The sequence below is a fragment of the Burkholderia semiarida genome (assembly GCF_029268935.1).
GTDB classification, from domain to species: domain Bacteria; phylum Pseudomonadota; class Gammaproteobacteria; order Burkholderiales; family Burkholderiaceae; genus Burkholderia; species Burkholderia semiarida.
In genome coordinates this window covers 18,569-37,980 of the sequence record NZ_JAHLCL010000009.1, presented here as the reverse complement: position 1 = coordinate 37,980, position 19,412 = coordinate 18,569, and the positions used below count along the sequence as shown (strand labels likewise).

Sequence of the window (19,412 nt, the reverse complement as noted above, 5' to 3'; positions counted from 1 at the left end):
TCGCCTTGCGCGCGAGATCGAGCAGCTTTTTCGATTCCTTGTCGCCGCGGCCGGCCGCGATCGACAGCCACTTCTCCGCTTCGCGCGCATCCGAGCCCATTTCCTCGAGGCCGAACAGGTAGAAACTGCCGAGCGCCTTCTGCGCGTTCAGGTCGCCGCGTTCGGCGGCCTCGCGCATCCACTTGGTACCGTGCTGCTGGTGATGGACGGATCCTGCGCGCAGGCGGCCAACAGCAACAGCAGCCCCGGTGCGAGTAAACGGCGATACATGGGTACCATCCTCAAGTTTTATTGGCGCCGTATTGCTTTGCGCGCTCGCCCCGCGAGCATGCCCCCGGCCGGTGCGGGGCGCGGTGAAGATCGTCCGCGGGCCCCGTGCCAAGGCTCTCTCAGGTTCTCTTTTCGGCTTGACGCATCGTTGCAGCGTGGGATCGGGCGGAAAGCGCAAACGGAAATCCACCCCGGTTCCGTCTCTTCGATCCACGCAATATCGACCACGGCTCACTCGGTTCAAATGATACATATCGGTCTATCCAATAGTCAAGACGACTCGATAACCGGTTTGCCGCGTGAAGCATACCGAGCCGGAAGTACCGTCAGACAGGGGCGGGAGGCCGATGTCATCGAGCGGCATGATGCTAGAATAATCGGTCTATGCTGCTGAAACATCTAGGAGGAAGCCGTTCGTGCGAGCCAACAAACGCCAGCTGGTGGTAGACAAAGCGACCGAACTGTTCTCGAGGCACGGATTCCACCCGGTGGGCGTCGACTGGATCATCGACGATTCCGGTGTCGCCCGCATGACGCTGTACCGGCATTTCGCGAGCAAGGACGAGCTCATCCGCGAAGTGCTGGTCCAGCGCTACGACCTGATCGTCGGCAGCATCGACGCGCAGTTGCAGCACGTCGTCGATCCGGTCGAACGCGTCAAGACCATCTTCGACTGGTACGCGGCGTGGTTCAGGACGCCCGAATTCGCCGGCTGCCTGTTCGAGCGGGCGCTGGCCGAATTCGGCACCGCTTACGCGCCGATCTCGGGCGTCGCGATTCGCTATCGCCGCAAGATGGTCGAATGGATCGGAGAACTGATCGCCGCGCTCGTGCCGCCCGAAACGGCAAACCGGCTCGCGACCGTCTTCATGATGCTGCTGGACGGCGCCACGGTCGAAGCCCGGGCGTTCAACGATTCCGCGGCGGCCGGCCGCGCGTGGCAGGCCGCGCATGCCCTTCTCGAACAGGCGATGCACGCGGCCGGCTCGTCCGCGGACGGTGCGGGCAGCCCGACGTAACGCCCGCCGCACACCGCCGTGTGGCGCGCCAACCGCGGTCGGGGGCGCCGGGGCACGACGTGCATGACCGGATGCGCTGACCGGTTTCGCGCGAGTGCGGCAATCGCATGCGCCGAATGCAAACCGGGTGCATGTCGATCGATATGACATCCGGCAGCGGAATCGGAACGGCCTCACGGGCAGCGGGCAGCGGGCAGCGGGCAGCGGGCAGCGGAAACATAAACGGCCAGGCGGCTGCGCGTTCGCGTCCCGATCGATGCGTCGCCCGCTTTTCGTTTCACCGGAACGTCATTGTCGCTGCCCTACCATCCACCTCGGTTCGCGAAACGCACCGCCTCCCATCGCTCGCGCGCGGGAACGAATCGTGCTCGCACGCCGGCCACCCGGATCCAATTTATTTTCTTTGACGGATACCGTATTACCAGCGAATATTCGCGTCGATCAAGCAGTTAGTACCGCTCAAAAACAACACGAGACGATGCTCGCTCATGCAGTCGGGGACGTTACGCTGTTTCGCCAACAGATACGTGATCGAAGGGGAAGAAATGACGCCGTTTTCCCAGGATGTGAGCATCAAGCAAACCGCCGCCGTCTCCAAGGCGGCCACTCCGTCGCCCGTGTTCTGGAAAGCGGGGCCGCTCGTCGAAGCCGCGCCGCCCGAGCCGAAATCCGCAACGCCGGACCTGCGCGATTTCTTCGCCGCCGCCGCGCTGCAAGGACTGCTGTCGCGCGACGCCGGGCGCAACGTGTCGACGATCGCCGACTACGAATCGAAGCGCGCGGTGAGCGCCTATCGGCTCGCCGACGAAATGCTGAAAGCGCGATGAACCGGCACGCCGGCCGGCGCCGGTCGGCCCCGCCTGCAAACCGCTTTCAGCGCGGCGACGGCGGACAGCACGACCTGGCTGATCGCCAGCGCCCGCATCGAATCGATGCCCGTCCCGACGACCAACGCGGGCGACATCGTGACGAACGTGCGCAACCAGACCGGAATCCCGGGTCCCACGAAGCCCTGCACGATCATCTGCCGGGGCCGTCGCGCAGACAAATGACAACCGCTTGAAAATCCGGCAACGAAAGGTGCAGGTCACGCGATGCGCGCGTGTCGCGCAACGAGCGCCAGCAGCGCCCGCCGGAAGCCGCTCCCCCGCTCCCATTCCGCCGCACGCACCGGCCGGCATCGCGCATACCGGGGACTTCCGGCCGGCATCGGGATCGGTTCGTGCTGGTTGGACTCGGCGAATCCCGCGCAATCCTTTCCACGGAGATGCCATGTTCATCCACAACACACGGCTTCAGTACACGGTGCGCGTCGGCGCGCCGAATCCCGGCCTCGCCAATCTGCTGCTCGAGCAGTTCGGCGGCCCGCAGGGCGAACTCGCCGCCGCGATGCGTTATTTCACGCAGGCGATCACCGAGGAAGACCCGGGCCGCAAGGACATGCTGCTCGACATCGCCACCGAGGAGCTGAGCCACCTCGAAGTGATCGGCTCGATGGCCGCGATGCTGAACCGCGGCGCCAAGGGCGAACTCGCCGAAGCGGTCGACGAACAGGCCGAGCTGTACCGCAAGCTGCACGGCGCGGGCAACGACAGCCACGTGACGCAGGTGCTGTACGGCGCGGGCGCGCCGCTGACCAATTCGGGCGGCGTGCCATGGTCGGCCGCGTACATCGACACGATCGGCGAACCGACGGCCGACCTGCGCTCGAACATCGCGGCCGAAGCACGCGCGAAGATCATCTACGAGCGGCTGATCAACGTGACCGACGATCCGGACATTCGCGACGCGCTGGGCTTCCTGATGACACGCGAGGTGTCGCACCAGATGTCGTTCGAGAAGGCGCTGTATGCGATCACCGCGAATTTCCCGCCGGGCAAGCTGCCGCCGAAGGCGCCGTACGATCACGTGTACTTCCGGATGCAGCCGGATGCCGCGCCGCTGGTCGGCCCGTGGAACCACGGCGGCGAACTGGAAATCCGTCCCGCGGAACCAGCGGTCGACGGCGGCAGCGGAATTGCCGAGGGCATGCTCGACGCGCAGCAAGCGGAGGCCATCGAGGCGATGGCGCAGCGGCTCGCGTCCGATCCGGACAGCGACCCGGTGACGGGCGCCGAGCTCGGCGCGGGGCAGCCGGCTCCTCAGGGCCGCAAGCCGGGCAAGCCGGACAGTGCCTGAACGGATGTGTCCGGCCGTACGACGAGGACGCCGACGCGCCGGCGAAGCGGCAGGAACAACGGCGCGCCCGACGCCTCGCCGAACGGGCGGGCGCGTTCGGCGCGCATCACGCGCCCGTTTCGCCCGACCGGTTCTGGTCGCCCTGGTCCGCCATCAGATACTGGATGACCAGCGTCGGATCGGCGATGTCGAGAATCAGGCGGCGCATCACACGCTTGCGCATATGGTCGTCGTCGAGCGTCCACGGCCCCGCCGCGTCGCCGAGGTAGCGGCCGATCGCGCCGCGATGGTCGCCGTCCGGAGGCAGGCCGAGCCGCGCGGCGAGCAGGCCCGCGATCACGTCGTCGATCTCGACGTTCAGCGGCCTGGAATCGATCGAAAGTTCGAGCTTCATCGTCGGTCTCGCAAACATGAAAAAACGGCGCGACGCGCCCCCGCTGTCGCGCGCGCCGGCAAAAGCCGCTCCGGCCAGCGGCTGTTCGACCATCGCAGGCGGGCCTGCGACGCAGGTCAGTAGCCGAGTTCGGGCGCGGAGGCCGGCTCGGCGCTGTCCTCTTTCGGTGCTTGCGCGACGGTCGCATCGGTCGTCAGCACGAGGCTCGCGATCGACGCGGCGTTCTGCAGCGCGGTACGCGTGACCTTGGTCGGATCGACCACGCCTGCCTCGACCAGATCGCCGTACTCGCCGGTCGCCGCGTTGTAGCCGAAGTTCCCCTTGCCCTCGAGCACCTTCGAGATCACGACCGACGGTTCGTCGCCCGCATTGGCCGCGATGACGCGCAGCGGCGCCTCCAGCGCGCGCAGCACGATCCGGATGCCGGCGTCCTGGTCCGCATTCGCGCCGCGGATGTCCGACAGCGCCGCACGCGCGCGCAGCAGCGCGACGCCGCCGCCCGGCACGATGCCCTCCTCGACCGCGGCGCGCGTCGCATGCAGCGCATCGTCGACGCGATCCTTCTTCTCCTTCATCTCGACCTCGGTGACCGCGCCGACCTTGATCACCGCCACGCCGCCCGCGAGCTTCGCGACGCGCTCCTGCAGCTTCTCGCGATCGTAGTCGCTCGTCGCTTCGTCGATCTGCACGCGAATCGACTTCACGCGCGCCTCGATGCGCGCCGCATCGCCCGCGCCGTCGATGATGATCGTATCGTCCTTGCGCACCTCGACACGCTTCGCACTGCCAAGATCCTCGAGCGTGGCCTTGTCGAGCTGCTTGCCGGTTTCCTCCGAGATCACCGTCGCACCGGTCAGGATCGCGAGATCCTCGAGCATCGCCTTGCGTCGGTCGCCGAAACCGGGCGCCTTGACGGCGGCGACCTTCAGAATGCCGCGCATCGAATTCACGACGAGCGTCGCGAGCGCTTCGGCCTCGACATCCTCGGCCACGATCAGCAGCGGCTTGCCGGCCTTGGACGCCGCTTCGAGGATCGGCAGGAGGTCGCGGACGCTGGAGATCTTCTTGTCGTGCAGCAGAATCAGCGCGTCGTCGAGATAGGCCGCCTGCTTCGCCGGGTCGTTGATGAAATACGGGCTCACGTAGCCGCGATCGAACTGCATGCCTTCCACCACGTCGAGTTCGTTCTCCAGCGACTTGCCGTCCTCGACGGTGATCACGCCGTCCTTGCCGACTTTCTCCATCGCATCGGCGATGATCTTGCCGATCGCGTCGTCGGAGTTCGCGGAAATCGCGCCGACCTGCGCGATTTCCTTGTGGGTCGAAATCGGCCGCGACAGCTTGCGCAACTCGTCGAGCACCGCGCCGACGGCCTTGTCGATGCCGCGCTTCAGATCCATCGGGTTCATGCCGGCCGCGACGTGCTTCATGCCTTCCTGCACGATCGCCTGCGCGAGCACGGTGGCGGTGGTCGTCCCGTCGCCGGCCACGTCGGCCGTCTTGGACGCGACCTGCTTGACGATCTGCGCGCCCATGTTCTCGAAGCGGTCCTTCAGCTCGATTTCCTTCGCGACCGACACGCCGTCCTTCGTGATGACGGGCGCGCCGAAGCCGCGTTCGATCACGACGTTGCGGCCCTTCGGGCCCAGCGTCACCTTCACCGCGTCGGCCAGCACGTTCACGCCCTTGACGATCTGCTGGCGGGCGCCGTCGCGGAATTTCACGTCTTTTGCACTCATTTTCTTGCTCCGGATACAGTCGTTGAACGGGATGCCGCGCGCATCGGGCAGACACCCGTGCGACGCGGTCGAATCGGCATTCAGGCCGCTTTCCTGGCGGCCTGCGATTCGGGTTCGAGTACGCCCATGACGTCCTCTTCGCGCATCACGAGCAGTTCCTCGCCGTTCACCTTCACGGTCTGGCCTGCGTACTTGCCGAAGAGAACCTGGTCGCCGACCTGGAGCTGCAGCGGGCGCTGCGAGCCGTCCTGGAGCAGCCTGCCGCTGCCGACCGCAATCACTTCACCCTGCTCGGGCCGTTCGGCGGCCGAATCGGGAATCACGATGCCCGAGGCCGTCGTCCGCTGCTGTTCGATTCGCTTGACGATAACCCGGTCGTAGAGGGGACGAATCTGCATTTTCATCTCCTGAGCGATGAGATCACCTGAAAAAGGGAATCCGCCGGCGCCCGCACGCGCAACGGCTGCGCTGCGCCGGCGTGCCGTCGATTGGCGAAAAGCGAAATAGTGGCGTGGCCGGCGCGCTTCAAGAGGGCGATGAATACGCATATGTAACAAAATGTTTCATGGCGAAAACGGCGTTCGTGCAACTGTCGGGGTTCCCGCGATGCCCCGTCACGAGCGTCGACACGGCGTCGACGGTCGGCGCTCCAGGCCACGCGAATCGTCGCGCGACGACGCTTGAAATCCGCGCGTCCCATCCTATTTTGGTATCGCTCAAGCAGCCGCGGCTTACGCGCTGCGTGTTTCGATTTGTTTGTCAGCGAGACCGCTCGCGGATCGACGAACTGGAGCGCGTGGTCCGGTTCGTCCTCCGTGCGGGGTCCAACCGGGAGCGAATCATGAACGATCCTTTCTTCATCTTCGATCGGCTGCCGGGGGTCGGCCGCCGACCACGACGCGCCGCCCGCGTCGTCACGGGTCTGCCGGCCGGCCTGCGGATAGCGCGCAACGGCACCGGTCGCTTCGCGCCGACCGGCGCCCGGATACGTTTGACACGCAAGCCATTCGTGTTGCGCGGCGCGGGCCAACCCGCCGCGATCGGCCGGCCGAAGCCGCCGCGCCGTCGGGTCGCCGCGCCCGGACGCCTGCTGCACCCTGTTTCGTTTTTCCGCGTCACGCTCGCCGGGGGCGGCTCCGCGCGCGACGGGGGGCGGCCATGTTGAGCCCGCACGAATTCGCGACGCTGATGCTGGTGTGCCAGGCGCCGGATCAGCTCGACATGAATCGCGCCGAACTCGATGCGTTGCTCGAACGGCAACTCGTCATGCTCGAGCACGGCGCCCCCGGCCGCCGACGCGCGCATCTGACGAAGAAAGGCCGATCGATTCTCCACGCGCTCGGGGCCGACATCCAGTCGCGCCGGGGCCACGAGCCCGCCGCGCAGCGCGGCGGTCAAGGCGAAACGCCTGTCGCACTATCGGACGAGGCCGGATGATGCGGTGCCCGGATGGCGGACGGGTAGCATGGCAGCGCCCGAACGCGGTTCCGGTCGACACGTGCCGCTCGACACGAGCGGCACGCGATCCGGCAACCGGCCGCCCCCACGCTACTTCGCTCGAAGCAAACCCGCGCTGCCGTTCAGTTCAGCCACGGATCGTGCACCGCTTGCTTCACTCCGCGGCAGAGATCGCGTCCAGACGAAAGCCGCTCTTTACGATCGGCGACGCAATGATCACGTAGCTGAAATACTTTTCGATACCGATATCGCGTTTCACCAGCCCTTCCATCAGGTCGCGGAAGTGGTCGATGTCGCGTGTGACGAACTTGAGCAGATAATCGTAGCCGCCCGTCGCGTGATGGCACTCCATGATCTCGTCGATGTCGCTGATGGCGTCGATAAAACGCACGAAGTCTTCGCGACGATGGTCGGTGAGGGTGATCTTGGCAAACACGATCTGAAACGCGCCGATCTTCTCGATCCGCACCGTTGCGCCGTAGCCCGTAATGAATCCCGCGTTCTCGAGCCGCTTGATGCGCGTCAGGCACGGGCTGGGCGAAAGCCCGACGGCGTCGGCCAGCTCGACGTTGGTCATGCGACCGTGATCCTGCAACTCGGCCAGAATGCGCAAGTCCAGCCGGTCAAGTGTGCAATCCGCTTTCATCTCCGCCCTGCGTTCGTTCAGTCGGGTGCCTCCGGACGAGTGCCTTCGCACTCGCGCCAAGACGGATAGTAGCCGACCGGCCGGCATGACGAAATTACGATCTTGCGTTCTGTCCCCGGCACCCGGCAGCGCGCCGTTTCACACCGCAGAAGCTGCCGTCGATCGCGTCGAAAACGCGTGGAATCTTGTTTTTCTCGCCGCGCAATTCGGCTGAATAGCGCAGTCGCCCCCGTTTAAATTTCACGTATCGACGTTGCCACCGACGCTTGCCCGAAGCGGCTCGCGGCAATCCTCTTCACTCAAGAATTCCTCATGGGGATTCGCCACTCATCGAGATTGACGACATGATCGACTTCGAGCCGAAGTTCATAACTTTCGATTGCTACGGCACCCTCGTCAACTTCCGAATGGCCGACACGGCTCGGGAAATCTATGGCGATCGTCTTCGTGGCGACGCCATGGAAAACTTCGTCAAGCTGTTCGCCGCCTATCGTCGCGACGAAGTGCTCGGCGCATGGAAACCGTTTCGCGACGTCGTCGTCAATTCGGTGCGCCGCACGTGCGAGCGCATCGGCGTCGCCTTCGTCGAACGGGAGGCCGAGCAGTTCTATCTGGCCGTGCCATCCTGGGGACCGCATCCGGACGTGCCCGAAGGGCTCGCGCGCCTCGCGAAGAAATACAGGCTGGTCGGTCTGAGCAACGCGGACAACGCGCAGATCATGAGCAACATCGAGAAGCTCGGGGCGCCGTTTCATGCGGTCATCACGGCGGAAGACGCCGGCGCTTACAAACCGCGAATGCAAGGATTCGAATACATGTTCAGGAAGCTCGACGTGCAGCCTCACGAAATCCTGCATGTCTCGTCCAGCCCGCGCTACGACCTGATGACCGCGCACGACCTCGGTATCGTCCACAAGGCCCATGTGCTGCGCGGCCATGAGCCGGAAGCGCCGGAATACGGTTACACGCCCGTCAAAAGCATCATTGAACTGGCCGAGCATCTCGGCCTGTGAGCAAGTCGCACCGCCCCGGCGCCGTCTCCGACGGTTGCCGCGGGCTCGCCTCGCGCGTTTCCAATGATGCCGTTCCCCAGGCCGAGCGCTCGTCAAAAATGTCCCGCACCAGTGTCGTCCACTTCTCTCGCACGGAGCCGCCGTTGTCCACGTCCCCTGCTTCCGGCGGCACGCACCGCGCTGCTTCGGCTGCCGCCGACACACTGCCGGGCAGCGGCCTGTCGGTGGGCTTCACCCGTCTGGACGAATCGGACGCGGTCGCGATCACACGCCGCATTTATGGCATCGACGGATCGGCCACACGGTTCTCGACCGAGAAGGACGACACCTTTCGCATCGATGCCCGCGACGGCGCGCGGTACGTACTGAAGGTCTCCAATCCGGGCGAGACAGCCGAAGAGCTGGATTTGCAGGTCGCCGCGATGCGGCACGTCGGCGCGGTCGCGCCGCGGTTGCCGGTGCCGCGCGTGATACCCGGTACGGCGGGGCAGCTTGTCGTCCCGCTCGCGTTACCGGCCCATCCGCATCGAACGGCGAGGCTCTACAGCTACCTCGAGGGCATGCCGCTCGACAAGCTGCATGCCGACACGGTCGATCATTACGAGATCGGTGAAGTGCTGGCGCAGTTGCAACGGGGGCTCGCCAGTTTCCGTCATCCAAACGAGCATCGGGTACTGGCGTGGGACGTCAAGCACTTGTCGAGCCTGAAAGGGCTGCAAACCCATATCGCCGACCCGTTGCATCGCTCGCTGATCGAGCAGGCATTCGCCCGCTTCGCGATGATCGAGCCTGCCCTTCGGGGTTGTCGCACGCAGGTCGTACATAACGACTTCAACCGCTCGAACATCGTCGCAAACCCGGGCGGCCCGCAATTCGTCAACGGGATCATCGACTTCGGTGACACCGTGCACACCGCGGTCGCCATCGACGTCGCCACCGCGGTCATGAACCAGTTTCCGCTCGACTTCGACGCCGACGCGCCGCATGACCTGTTCATTCAGGCGCGCGAGCTTCTGCGGGGCTATCTCGCGCATGCTCAACTGAGTGCCGAAGAACTGGCCTTGATTCCACACCTGGCCATGGCGCGCGTCGCGGCGCGCGCGTTGCTCACTTCATGGCGTGCGATGCTGTTTCCGGAAAACGAAGCGTACATCCTGCGTTTCACTCGTCCCGGATGGGAGCATCTGCGCTGGTTCATGCAGCGCGACCACGAAACCGTTTCGCGTGCGTTGCTCTAGTTTTTCCTTCGCCCGCTCACCTCACCCGCCCTGATCGACCTATGAACACGACATCGACACCGACCACGCCGGCCGAAGCCGCCGATACGAGCAAAGCCCCCGACGCGCTGCGCGGCGACATGCCGAACGGCTTCAATCCGTCGGCGATCTCCCACCTCGATGCCGCCACGCAGGCGCACATCGCTCGCCGGCTACGGCTGCTCAGCCCGTCGTATCGACTGTTCTACGCCGAGCCGGTGAAGATCGTGCGCGGCGAGAAGGTCTATCTGTACGACGATCGAGGCAACGACTATCTCGATGCCTACAACAACGTCGTCTGCGTCGGGCATGCCAACCCGCGCATCGTCGACGCCATTGCCCGTCAGCTCTCGACGCTCTGCACGCATACCCGCTACATGCAGGAGCCGATCCTCGACTACGCCGAGGCCCTGCGCGCGACGTTCAATACGTCGATTCGCGACGGCCAGATGATGTTCACCTGCACGGGCTCCGAAGCCAACGATCTGGCCATGCGCATCGCGATGCACTACACCGGCAAGACGGGCGTCATCGTGACCAGCGAGGCGTATCACGGCAACTCGCATCTCACCTCGGGCTTTTCGCCGTCGCTGGGTCGCAAGGCGCTGCTCGGCCCGTATGTGCGAACGGTGCCTGCTCCGGATTCCTACCGTGTGCCGCTGCCCGAGATCGGCCGGCGCATGGCCGAGCAGGTCGCGTTGCAGATCGAGGACATCTGCCGACACGGCGGCGGTCTGGCAGCGTTCATCGCCGACTCGTTCTTCTCGTCGGATGGCGTATTCGCGTACCCGACCGACGTGCTGGCGCCGGTGGCCGAAGTCGTACGCCGCGCCGGCGGCCTGTTCATCGCGGACGAGGTGCAGTCGGGTTTCGGGCGCAGCGGTACGCATATGTGGGGGCACGAGCGTCACGCGGTCGAGCCCGACATCGTCACGCTGGGCAAACCGATGGGCAACGGCTATCCGGTGGCCGGGCTGGTGGTGCGCCCCGAGATCGTCGCCGGGTTCGGCCAGGACATGCGCTACTTCAACACGTTCGGCGGCAATTCGGTGGCCATCGCCGCCGCGCAGGCCACGCTCGACGTGCTGCGCGACGAACGGGTGCTGGACAACGTGCAGCGGGTCGGTGCGATCCTGCTGGAGGGGTTGAACGCGCTGGCACGAAAATACGAATGTATCGGCGACGTGCGCGGCACGGGCCTGTATTTCGGCGTCGAGATCGTACGCGACCGCGCGAAAAAGGACACCGACATCGCGACCGCACTCGAGATCGTCAATGGCTTGCGCCAGCGGCGCGTGCTGATTTCGGCAACCGGACCGGACGCGAGCGTGCTGAAGATCCGGCCGCCGCTGGTATTTGGCGCCAACGACGCCGACCGTCTGCTGACGGAGCTGGACGCGGTGCTCTCCGCGCTGTAGTCGGTCGTATTCGGCACTCGATGCAGGGGGCCGCTCCGGGCGGCGCATGAAATCGCTCAGGCGCCTGCCTGGCCGTCCGCCACCGGCGAGACATCACGAATCATTTAACTTTGAATCGTGGCTGTGCTGTGAGCAAGTGAGGAACCGCGACGGGCGGCTCAAGTTCTGTGCGAAGCCAGTGAGTCGGGTGTTGAGATGATCCGCAAGCGGACCTCCATCGAGGCGCTATGACTGCCCGGCTGGTGGCATGATAAAGAGGCGTTCGTCCCACACCACGGGTTGAGGATCTGTCACGACGATTCGCGCCGCGTCAGGATGCGCCGGATTCACCAGCACGTTGAATTCTGCCCGGACGACGACTGAAGGGATGATCAGGAGCGCTGTCCTCGATTCGGTCAGCCATGCGTCGCCGAAGTGCCGTGCTACCTGCAGTGCCGCCGCATCCCATGCTCTCGGCAACGTTTCTGCCGTGTGGCGTTCGACGCTGACATCGTCGGGTACAGTTGCTTCCACCCAACCGTGTGTTTTCGGCACCTTCCCGATTCGCGCATGCACGAGTACCTCGAGCATTGCACCTGCGAAGGTCGACGCCGCGTAGATGACGGGCCGCCCCGGACTATTAAAGCGGCCACCGACAAGCATCGCGCCGGTGCCGCTCCAGATCGTGTGTCGCGTATCAGCAATGCGAAACAACTTCATGCCGGCAGCCCGTAGAACAGCTTCCAGAGCAGTTCTTCGACCCGGCGCGCACCGAGTTCGGTCAGCGCGACATCGAGCGGTGCCCGTCCCTCCAGCTCAGGGTGGGGCGTCGACAGAAATTCCCGTGCATCCTCTTCGTCGTTCCAGACGTAGGTGGTCGTCGCAACGATCCGGGCCAGGCGCTCGGTTTTCTCCGATTCGTCTTGCGTCAGCCGATCGCGGCGCCGCTTGTAGGTCGCCTCGGGGATGATGCGTGCAAGCAGTGCGCGGCGGGCGTCGGCACCTTGCGTCGCATGTTCGACGCCGGCACGCAGCGCAGACTTCGGGAGGCCGTCGCGCACGAGCGCCTCTAATTCCGCCAGTGTGTGCGGGACCGGTCGCAGTCCCATGACCGCAGCCACGGCTTCAGGGGTAACGAGTGACATGGCAGCTCCCAATCTGGTATCAGATGATACGTGATTATAGTCCATTTGATACCAGACCGAGGCGAATTCCCCGACGGTGGGTTGAATTGAGGCACTTGAAGCCCAGTGCGACCCTGCTGTAGTGGCCTCTCGCTATGGATTTTGCACGGAGGCATGGTTCGCGCGCCGGCTGCACGCGGACTACGGACACACGGTCAACGGCTCCCGCCTGATCACCCTCCTTTGATATCGCAACTAGGTCGGCCCGCACCTTGGTACGCAGAGCCTACCCCACATCGCGAACACTAAAAAGTTGCGGCTCGTGGCGGATTTCCGTGGAACTTGGCGAACCGCCAGCTCTCGGCAAACCCTTGTCAGACAGGGCTTGGACGGATTTCATCGGATCTTCCCGGATCACCCGAAAAACGTCACGATTCATTTAACTTTCCGTGAGGACTTCGACACCGGCCGCCGCCTACGATGGGCGCATGTTTTCAGGACCTGCTTCCAGGAGCCCATCATGCCCACCCGCAGACATCTGCTGTTCGCCGGCGCCACCGGCCTCGCCGCGCTCGCGGCGCTGTCGTCCGCCGGCCGCCGCGCGCTGGTCGGCCGCGCGTTCGCCGCGTCGCCGGTCGGCTCGCCGAAGGCCGCCCCGTTCGAGATCACGCACAGCGACGCCGAATGGCATCGCCGCCTCACACCGGCCCAATACACGGTCCTGCGCGAGGCCGGCACCGAGCGGCCATTCACCAGCCCGCTGAACGACGAGCACCGGCACGGCACGTTCGCGTGCGCCGGCTGCGGCCTCGCGCTGTTCTCGTCGGCCACCAAGTTCGACAGCCATACGGGCTGGCCGAGCTTCTGGAAACCGCTCGACCACGCGGTCGGCACCGACACCGACGCGTCGTTCGGGATGGTCCGCACCGAAGTGCACTGCCGCCGCTGCGGCGGCCATCTCGGCCACGTGTTCGACGACGGCCCGGCGCCCACCGGGCTGCGCTACTGCATGAACGGCGTTGCGCTCGTCTTCCACCCGGCCGCCGCCTGATCCGGCCCCATTCCGTCCGACTGGAGAACGCATCATGCTGCTCATCGTCCTTGCCTATCTCGGCGGCGTGCTCACGATCCTGAGCCCGTGCATCCTGCCCGTGCTGCCGTTCGTGTTCGCGCGCGCCGACCAGCCGTTCGTGCGCACCGGCCTGCCGCTGCTCGCCGGCATGGCGCTCACGTTCGCCGTCGTCGCGACGCTCGCCGCCGTCGGCGGCGGCTGGGTCGCGCAAGCCAACCAGGCCGGCCGCTGGATCGCGATCGTGCTGCTCGCGGTGTTCGGCCTGACGCTGCTGATGCCGCGTTTCGCGGAACACCTGACGCGCCCGCTCGTCGCAGCCGGCAACCGGCTCACCGGGTTCGCACAACGCGACGGCCGCCCGGCCGGCCCGGCGTCGTCGCTGCTGCTCGGCGTCGCGACGGGCCTGCTGTGGGCGCCGTGCGCCGGCCCGATCCTCGGCCTCGTGCTGACCGGCGCGGCGCTGCGCGGCGCGAGCGTCGGCACGACGCTGCTGCTCGTCGCGTATGCGGCCGGCGCGGCGACCTCGCTCGGCGTCGCGCTCGTGATCGGCGGCAAGGTGTTCGCCGCGATGAAGCGCTCGCTCGGCGCCGGCGAATGGATCCGGCGCGGGATCGGCGCGACGCTCCTGGCCGGCGTCGGCGCGATCGCGCTCGGCCTCGACACGGGCGCCCTCGCGCAGTTGTCGACCGTCACCACGGGCGGGCTCGAAACGAAGCTCGTCGACCGTCTCGCCGGGCGCGCGAACGGCGCGCCGGCTGCAACGGCAACGGCGACAGCAGCGGCCGCGACCGGCGCCGCCGACACCACCGACATCACGGCGGGCGGCGCGATGATGGCCGCGGCAGCCAATGGCGCGCAGACCGGCGGCGGTGCGCTGGCCGGCGGCGCGATGATGCGGACGGCCGGCGCCACCGCGGCCGCACTGCCGGTCGAAGGCACGTTGCCGTCGCTCGACGGCGCGGTGCAGTGGCTGAACTCGCCGCCGCTGACGGCGGCCGGGCTGCGCGGCAAGGTCGTGCTGGTCGATTTCTGGACGTATTCGTGCATCAACTGCCTGCGCACGCTGCCGTACACGACCGCCTGGGCACGCAAGTACGCGCCGTACGGGCTCGTCGTGATCGGCGTGCACGCGCCGGAGTTCGCGTTCGAGCGCGACATCGGCAACGTCAAGAAGGCCGTGCACGATCTCGGCATCGACTACCCGGTCGCGATCGACAACGGCTATTCGATCTGGCGCGCCTTCGACAACCAATACTGGCCCGCGCACTACTTCATCGATGCGCAAGGGCGGATCCGCCATCACCACTTCGGCGAAGGCGAATACGCGCAATCCGAACGCGCGATCCAGTCGCTGTTGGCCGAAGCCGGCCATCCGGACGCGCTGAACGTGCCGCTCGGGCTCGCCGGCGCGCCCGCGAACGGCGCGCTCGCGGCGGCCGACAGCGCGGACGTCCGTTCGCCCGAAACCTATGTCGGCTATGCACGCGCGGAGAGCTTCGCGTCACCGGGCGGCGCCGTGCGCGATGCGGCCCACCGTTACGACGCACCGGCCCGCCCGGATCTCAACGACTGGGGCCTCGCGGGCACGTGGAACGTCGGCGCCGAGCGCGCGTCGCTCGCCGCGCCGGACGGCCGAATCGTCTACCGCTTCCATGCGCGCGATCTGCACCTCGTGCTCGGCCCGGGCGCGAACGGCCGGCCCGTGCGCTTTCGCGTGACGCTCGACGGCGCGGCGCCCGGTGCCGCGCATGGCGCCGACGTCGACGCGCAGGGCTACGGCACCGTCACCGGCCAGCGCCTGTACCAGCTCGTCCGGCAGCCCGGCGCGATCGCCGACCGCACGTTCTCGATCGAGTTTCTCGATCCGGGCGTCGATGCGTATGCATTCACTTTCGGTTGATCGCGCGCGCCGCCCCCATTCGGCCGCCGTGTTTTCTCACCCATTGAACAGGAGCAAAAGATGAACCCGATCTCCACCCGCGAAGCCGCGGCGCGACGGCGCGCGACCTTGCTGCGCCGCATCGGCGCCGTCGCCGTCGCGGCGGCTGCCGTGTTCGGCTACCAGCGCATCGTCAATTCCGCCGAACCGATGCGCACCGCGCCTGCCCCCACGCTCGACGAAACGCCCGGCGCGTCGCACGACGAGACGGCCGTGCTCGCCGGCGGCTGCTTCTGGGGCGTGCAGGGCGTGTTCGAGCACGTGAAAGGCGTGAAGCAGGTCACCGCCGGCTATGCGGGCGGCGCGTCCGAAACCGCGCACTACGCGCTCGTCGGCTCGGGGCTGACGGGGCACGCGGAATCGGTGCGCATCGTCTACGATCCGACGCAGATCACCTACGGCCGGCTGCTGCAGGTGTTCTTCTCGGTCGCGCACGACCCGACCGAGTTGAACCGCCAGGGCCCCGACGAAGGGTCGCAGTACCGGTCCGCGATCTTCCCGACCACCGCGCAGCAACGCGCGGTCGCGACCGCGTACATCGCGCAGCTCGGCAGCGCGCATGTGTTTCCGGCGCCCGTGGTCACGCGTGTCGAAGCCTACAAGGGGTTCTATCCGGCCGAGGCCTATCACCAGAACTACCTCGAACTGCATCCTGATGCGCCGTATATCGCATTCAACGACCTGCCGAAGGTCGCCGGGCTGAAGCAGCGCTTCCCGGCGCTGTACCGTACCGACGCGGTGCTGTGGCGCGAAGCGCGCTCGTGAGCCGCTTGTGAGCCACTCGTGAGCCGCTTGCCGACCCGCGCGGCTGCGTGTGACGCGGCGCCGCCCGCCGCACGGCGGCGCCCCGGCCGCCATGCATCGGCGGCGGCTGCCTTGCGCCACGTCAACGAATCGGCGAGCCCGATGCCGGGGCAAACCCGCATCGCGTCCGCGGCGGCCGGCAACTTCGCGTAGACTTCTCCTGATCCTCGCCGCATGATGCGGCATCCGGACCAACCGCCCAGCCAGGAGGCGTCACGCATGCGCGCAGTGCCTTTGCCTGACAGCAATACCCTCGAAGAACCGTCCACCGGCGCGCTCGTGCGCGATCTGCGCCGCGTGCCCATTCATCCGGATCACTGGTACCCGCTCGCGTGGTCGCGCGAGCTCAAGCGCGGCAAGACGCTCGGCGTGCGCTTCGCCGGCGATCCGATCGTGCTCGTGCGCACCGAATCGGGCGCCGTGTATGCGCTCGAAGATCGTTGCGCGCACCGCCAGGTGCCGCTGCACGCGGGCGTCGTGAGCGGCGAAACGCTGCGCTGCTGCTATCACGGCTGGACCTACGCGTGCGACAGCGGCCGCTGCGTCGACGTGCCCTACCTCGGCCGCGAGCGCTTGCCCAACGGCGTGCGCGCGTATCCGTGCCGCGAGGCGCACGGGCTGATCTTCGTGTTCCCGGGCGACGCCACGCTCGCCGACGAACGCCCGTTCCCCGCGCTCGAATCGGCGGACCACCCCGCGTACAAGACGCGCCGCTTCGGCCGCGAGGTCAAGTGTCACTACTCGTTCATGCACGAGAACCTGATGGACATGAACCATCAGTTCCTGCATCGCAAGCAGATGGGCCAGATGCGCGCGCGCTCGGTGGGCCGCCGCCGCGGCGACGACTGGGTCGAGGTCGATTACACGTTCGCGCGGATGGAAGGCAAGCAGCCGGTCGGCGAGGCGCTCGTGTTCGGTTCGAGCAAGAAGCCCGGCGACCAGGCCAACAAGAGCGTGATGACGGTGCGCACCGAGTATCCGTACCAGACGCTGCAGATCCGCTCGAGCGAAGGCACGCTCGTGATGGACCTCTGGATCGTCTACGTGCCGCTCGACGCCGAGCAGCGCACCAACCGCACGTTCGGGCTGCTGTCGATCCACAAGCCCGGTATCCCGTTCGCGCTCGATCTCGCGTGGCCGCTGCTCGTGTGGTTCACCGAACGCATCTTCCGCGAGGATCGCTGGATCGTCGAGCGCGAGCAGGAAGCGCACGACGCCCAAGGCGCCGACTGGAACCACGAGGTGTTTCCGGTCATCAACGAGCTGCGCGACCTGCTGCGCCAGTGCGGCGCGCGCACCGTGATCCCGATCCGCGACGCGCGCGACGGCGCGTGAGGCGACGCATGGTCTCGCCGCGGCGCGCGCACCGTTAAAGCGTGAACGCGCCCGGCAGCAACGCGCGGGCCGTCGTGATCTCGACGGCGCCTCTCAGGTTGGCGAGGATCACCTCGATGTCGGGCTTGCCGATCTCGACGATTACCTGACGGCATGCGCCGCACGGCGCGATCGGGCCGTCGGTGTCGCCGACGACCGCGAGCCGCGCGAAATCCCCCGGCCGATAGCCGGCGGCGATCGCGGCGAACATCGCCGTGCGTTCCGCGCAATTGCACAGGCCGTACGACGCGTTCTCGACGTTGCAGCCGTGGAAAACCGTTCCGTCTTGCGCCAGCAGCGCCGCGCCGACCTTGAAGCGCGAATACGGCGCATACGCACGTTCGCGCGCCGCCTTCGCCTGTTCGATCAGTTCGTCTCGTTCCATCGTGTGATGTCTCCCGGAGCAGAGGTCAGCCGATCTGCTGGTAAAGGGTCGGCGGCGCTTCGCCGGTCTCGCCGAGCACATAGCTGCGGCGAATCGCGTCCGCCGCATGGGCCGCCGTTGCTTCGTCGCGGGCGTGCACGAAGCCGAGCGGCTCGCCGGCCTCGATGCGCTGCCCGATCTCCGCGAGCGCCGTCAGGCCGACGCTGACGTCGATCGCGTCCTCCGCGCGGGTGCGGCCGCCGCCGAGCGCGACCACCGCCAGCCCGAGCGCGCGGCAATCGACGCGCCGCACCACGCCGCTCGCAGGCGCCGGAACCGGCACGATCACCGCCGCCCGCGCCAGATGCCGCGCGGGCGCGTCGAGCAGGTCGGCGGGACCGCCGAGCGCGACGACCATCCGTGCGAAACGCTCGGCCGCCGTGCCGGAATCGAGCGCGTGCTGCAACTTCTCGCGCGCATGGGCGGCATCGCGCGCCAACCCGCCGGTCACGAGCAGTTCAGCCGACAGCGCCATCGTCACGTCATGCAACCGCGCGGGACGCGACTTGCCCGTCAGATAGTCGATCGCGCATGCGACCTCGAGCGCATTGCCCGCGCATGGCGCGAGCGACTGGTTCATGTCGGTGAGGATCGCGGTCGTCTTCATGCCGGCGCCGTTGCCGACGTCGACGATGCTGCGAGCCAGCTCCGCCGATTTCTCCGCCGTCGGCATGAACGCGCCGGAGCCGACCTTGACGTCCATCACGAGCCCGTCGAGCCCCGCCGCGAGCTTCTTCGACAGGATCGACGCGGTGATCATCGCGACCGATTCGACGGTCGCCGTCACGTCGCGGATCGCGTAGATGCGCTTGTCGGCCGGCGCGAGCCGCGCGGTCTGCCCGATGATCGCGACGCCGACCTCGCGCACCGTGCGGCGAAACGCGTCCGTCTCGGGCATCACGTCGTAACCGGGAATCGCGCTCAACTTGTCGAGCGTGCCGCCGGTATGGCCGAGCCCGCGCCCCGAGATCATCGGCACGTAGCCGCCGCACGCGGCCACCATCGGCCCGAGCATCAGCGACACGACATCGCCGACGCCGCCCGTCGAATGCTTGTCGATCACCGGCCCGCCGAGATCGAGCGCGCGCCAGTCGAGCACGTCGCCGGAATCGCGCTGCGCGAGCGTCAGCGCGACGCGCTCGTCCGTGCTCAGGTCGTTGAAATACACGGCCATCGCGAACGCGGCCACCTGGCCTTCGGTCACGCTGCCGTCGGTCACGCCGCGCACGAACGCGGCCATCCCGTCGCGATCGAGCGGCTGCCCGTCGCGCTTCCTGCGAATGAATTCCTGCGGTAGAAACATCG

Annotated in this window: 21 protein-coding genes and 1 pseudogene; 12 read left to right on the top strand and 10 right to left on the bottom strand. The window is 66.8% G+C overall.

What is annotated here, in order from left to right; all coding sequences use genetic code 11:
• Positions 1-270: pseudogene (locus KPB06_RS32925) on the bottom strand (hypothetical protein); the annotation flags it as partial.
• 416 nt (positions 271-686) lie between these two features.
• On the opposite strand from KPB06_RS32925, the gene KPB06_RS32920 reads away from it, so the two are divergent.
• Both KPB06_RS32920 and KPB06_RS32915 read left to right on the top strand, forming a co-directional pair.
• Entirely contained in the window at positions 687-1,289 is a 603-nt protein-coding gene (locus KPB06_RS32920) for a TetR/AcrR family transcriptional regulator (protein WP_059578818.1), read from the top strand.
• Between the two features lie 545 nt (positions 1,290-1,834).
• Positions 1,835-2,116 carry a hypothetical protein gene (locus KPB06_RS32915; protein ID WP_059578822.1) on the top strand — a complete coding sequence of 94 codons (282 nt, stop codon included), beginning with the start codon at positions 1,835-1,837 and terminating at the stop codon, positions 2,114-2,116.
• Here the strand turns inward: KPB06_RS32915 and KPB06_RS34630 are convergent.
• On the bottom strand, positions 2,080-2,313 hold the full coding sequence (locus KPB06_RS34630; protein WP_059578824.1) for a hypothetical protein: 234 nt from the start codon (positions 2,311-2,313) through the stop codon (positions 2,080-2,082). The two genes, KPB06_RS32915 and KPB06_RS34630, sit on opposite strands and share 37 nt — an antisense overlap.
• A gap of 248 nt (positions 2,314-2,561) precedes the next feature.
• Between KPB06_RS34630 and KPB06_RS32905 the strand changes: the two genes are divergently transcribed.
• The gene (locus KPB06_RS32905) at positions 2,562-3,467 is read left to right on the top strand and encodes a manganese catalase family protein (RefSeq protein WP_059578827.1); all 906 of its coding nucleotides are present in this window, start codon (positions 2,562-2,564) and stop codon (positions 3,465-3,467) included.
• A gap of 106 nt (positions 3,468-3,573) precedes the next feature.
• Here the strand turns inward: KPB06_RS32905 and KPB06_RS32900 are convergent, their stop codons facing one another.
• The 3 genes from KPB06_RS32900 to KPB06_RS32890 form a co-directional block, all read right to left on the bottom strand.
• Positions 3,574-3,861, bottom strand: coding sequence for a hypothetical protein (locus KPB06_RS32900; RefSeq protein WP_059578902.1), 288 nt, complete (start codon positions 3,859-3,861; stop codon positions 3,574-3,576).
• A gap of 116 nt (positions 3,862-3,977) precedes the next feature.
• Positions 3,978-5,600, bottom strand: a complete 1,623-nt coding sequence (gene groL / locus KPB06_RS32895; RefSeq protein ID WP_060967312.1) for a chaperonin GroEL — start codon at positions 5,598-5,600, stop codon at positions 3,978-3,980.
• Positions 5,601-5,680: 80 nt separating this feature from the next.
• Positions 5,681-5,998: a co-chaperone GroES gene (locus KPB06_RS32890; protein WP_034209415.1), complete on the bottom strand. Its 318-nt coding sequence runs from the start codon at positions 5,996-5,998 to the stop codon at positions 5,681-5,683.
• A gap of 167 nt (positions 5,999-6,165) precedes the next feature.
• On the opposite strand from KPB06_RS32890, the gene KPB06_RS32885 reads away from it, so the two are divergent.
• A complete protein-coding gene (locus tag KPB06_RS32885; RefSeq protein WP_258048633.1) occupies positions 6,166-6,765 on the top strand; it encodes a hypothetical protein in 600 nt (199 codons plus the stop codon).
• Entirely contained in the window at positions 6,759-7,037 is a 279-nt protein-coding gene (locus tag KPB06_RS32880; RefSeq protein ID WP_104013464.1) for a hypothetical protein, read from the top strand. The genes KPB06_RS32885 and KPB06_RS32880 overlap by 7 nt, the downstream gene beginning before the upstream one ends.
• Before the next feature lie 175 nt (positions 7,038-7,212).
• On the opposite strand, the gene KPB06_RS32875 is transcribed toward KPB06_RS32880, so the two are convergent.
• Positions 7,213-7,704, bottom strand: coding sequence for an Lrp/AsnC family transcriptional regulator (locus KPB06_RS32875; RefSeq protein ID WP_059578837.1), 492 nt, complete (start codon positions 7,702-7,704; stop codon positions 7,213-7,215).
• A 344-nt stretch (positions 7,705-8,048) separates the two neighbouring features.
• Here KPB06_RS32875 and KPB06_RS32870 point away from each other — a divergent pair, with 344 nt between their 5' ends.
• The 3 genes from KPB06_RS32870 to KPB06_RS32860 all read left to right on the top strand — a co-directional run bounded on the left by KPB06_RS32870 (position 8,049) and on the right by KPB06_RS32860 (position 11,391).
• Positions 8,049-8,717 (top strand): haloacid dehalogenase type II, encoded by a 669-nt coding sequence (locus KPB06_RS32870; RefSeq protein ID WP_104013465.1) that lies wholly within the window; start codon positions 8,049-8,051, stop codon positions 8,715-8,717.
• Positions 8,714-9,955, top strand: coding sequence for a phosphotransferase (locus KPB06_RS32865; protein ID WP_219817257.1), 1,242 nt, complete (start codon positions 8,714-8,716; stop codon positions 9,953-9,955). Before KPB06_RS32870 ends, KPB06_RS32865 begins: the two co-directional genes overlap by 4 nt.
• A gap of 119 nt (positions 9,956-10,074) precedes the next feature.
• Positions 10,075-11,391 (top strand): aspartate aminotransferase family protein, encoded by a 1,317-nt coding sequence (locus KPB06_RS32860; RefSeq protein ID WP_181035515.1) that lies wholly within the window; start codon positions 10,075-10,077, stop codon positions 11,389-11,391.
• Between the two features lie 225 nt (positions 11,392-11,616).
• On the opposite strand, the gene KPB06_RS32855 is transcribed toward KPB06_RS32860, so the two are convergent.
• On the bottom strand, positions 11,617-12,090 hold the full coding sequence (locus tag KPB06_RS32855) for an RES family NAD+ phosphorylase (protein ID WP_059578842.1): 474 nt from the start codon (positions 12,088-12,090) through the stop codon (positions 11,617-11,619).
• Complete coding sequence (locus KPB06_RS32850) at positions 12,087-12,515, bottom strand: antitoxin Xre/MbcA/ParS toxin-binding domain-containing protein (RefSeq protein WP_059578845.1); 429 nt, start codon at positions 12,513-12,515, stop codon at positions 12,087-12,089. Before KPB06_RS32850 ends, KPB06_RS32855 begins: the two co-directional genes overlap by 4 nt.
• A 499-nt stretch (positions 12,516-13,014) precedes the next feature.
• Between KPB06_RS32850 and msrB the strand changes: the two genes are divergently transcribed.
• The 4 genes from msrB to KPB06_RS32830 all read left to right on the top strand — a co-directional run bounded on the left by msrB (position 13,015) and on the right by KPB06_RS32830 (position 17,644).
• A complete protein-coding gene (gene msrB, locus KPB06_RS32845; protein ID WP_099318342.1) occupies positions 13,015-13,545 on the top strand; it encodes a peptide-methionine (R)-S-oxide reductase MsrB in 531 nt (176 codons plus the stop codon).
• 34 nt (positions 13,546-13,579) lie between these two features.
• Positions 13,580-15,466 (top strand): cytochrome c biogenesis protein DipZ, encoded by a 1,887-nt coding sequence (locus KPB06_RS32840; protein ID WP_060011391.1) that lies wholly within the window; start codon positions 13,580-13,582, stop codon positions 15,464-15,466.
• 60 nt (positions 15,467-15,526) lie between these two features.
• Entirely contained in the window at positions 15,527-16,270 is a 744-nt protein-coding gene (msrA, locus tag KPB06_RS32835) for a peptide-methionine (S)-S-oxide reductase MsrA (RefSeq protein ID WP_099318340.1), read from the top strand.
• 258 nt (positions 16,271-16,528) lie between these two features.
• Positions 16,529-17,644, top strand: coding sequence for an aromatic ring-hydroxylating oxygenase subunit alpha (locus KPB06_RS32830; protein WP_089466233.1), 1,116 nt, complete (start codon positions 16,529-16,531; stop codon positions 17,642-17,644).
• Between the two features lie 34 nt (positions 17,645-17,678).
• Here KPB06_RS32830 and KPB06_RS32825 read toward each other — a convergent pair whose 3' ends face one another.
• Both KPB06_RS32825 and deoA read right to left on the bottom strand, forming a co-directional pair.
• Entirely contained in the window at positions 17,679-18,068 is a 390-nt protein-coding gene (locus tag KPB06_RS32825) for a cytidine deaminase (protein ID WP_060011396.1), read from the bottom strand.
• Positions 18,069-18,093: 25 nt separating this feature from the next.
• On the bottom strand, positions 18,094-19,410 hold the full coding sequence (gene deoA / locus KPB06_RS32820; protein ID WP_089466041.1) for a thymidine phosphorylase: 1,317 nt from the start codon (positions 19,408-19,410) through the stop codon (positions 18,094-18,096).
• Positions 19,411-19,412: the final 2 nt, after the last annotated feature.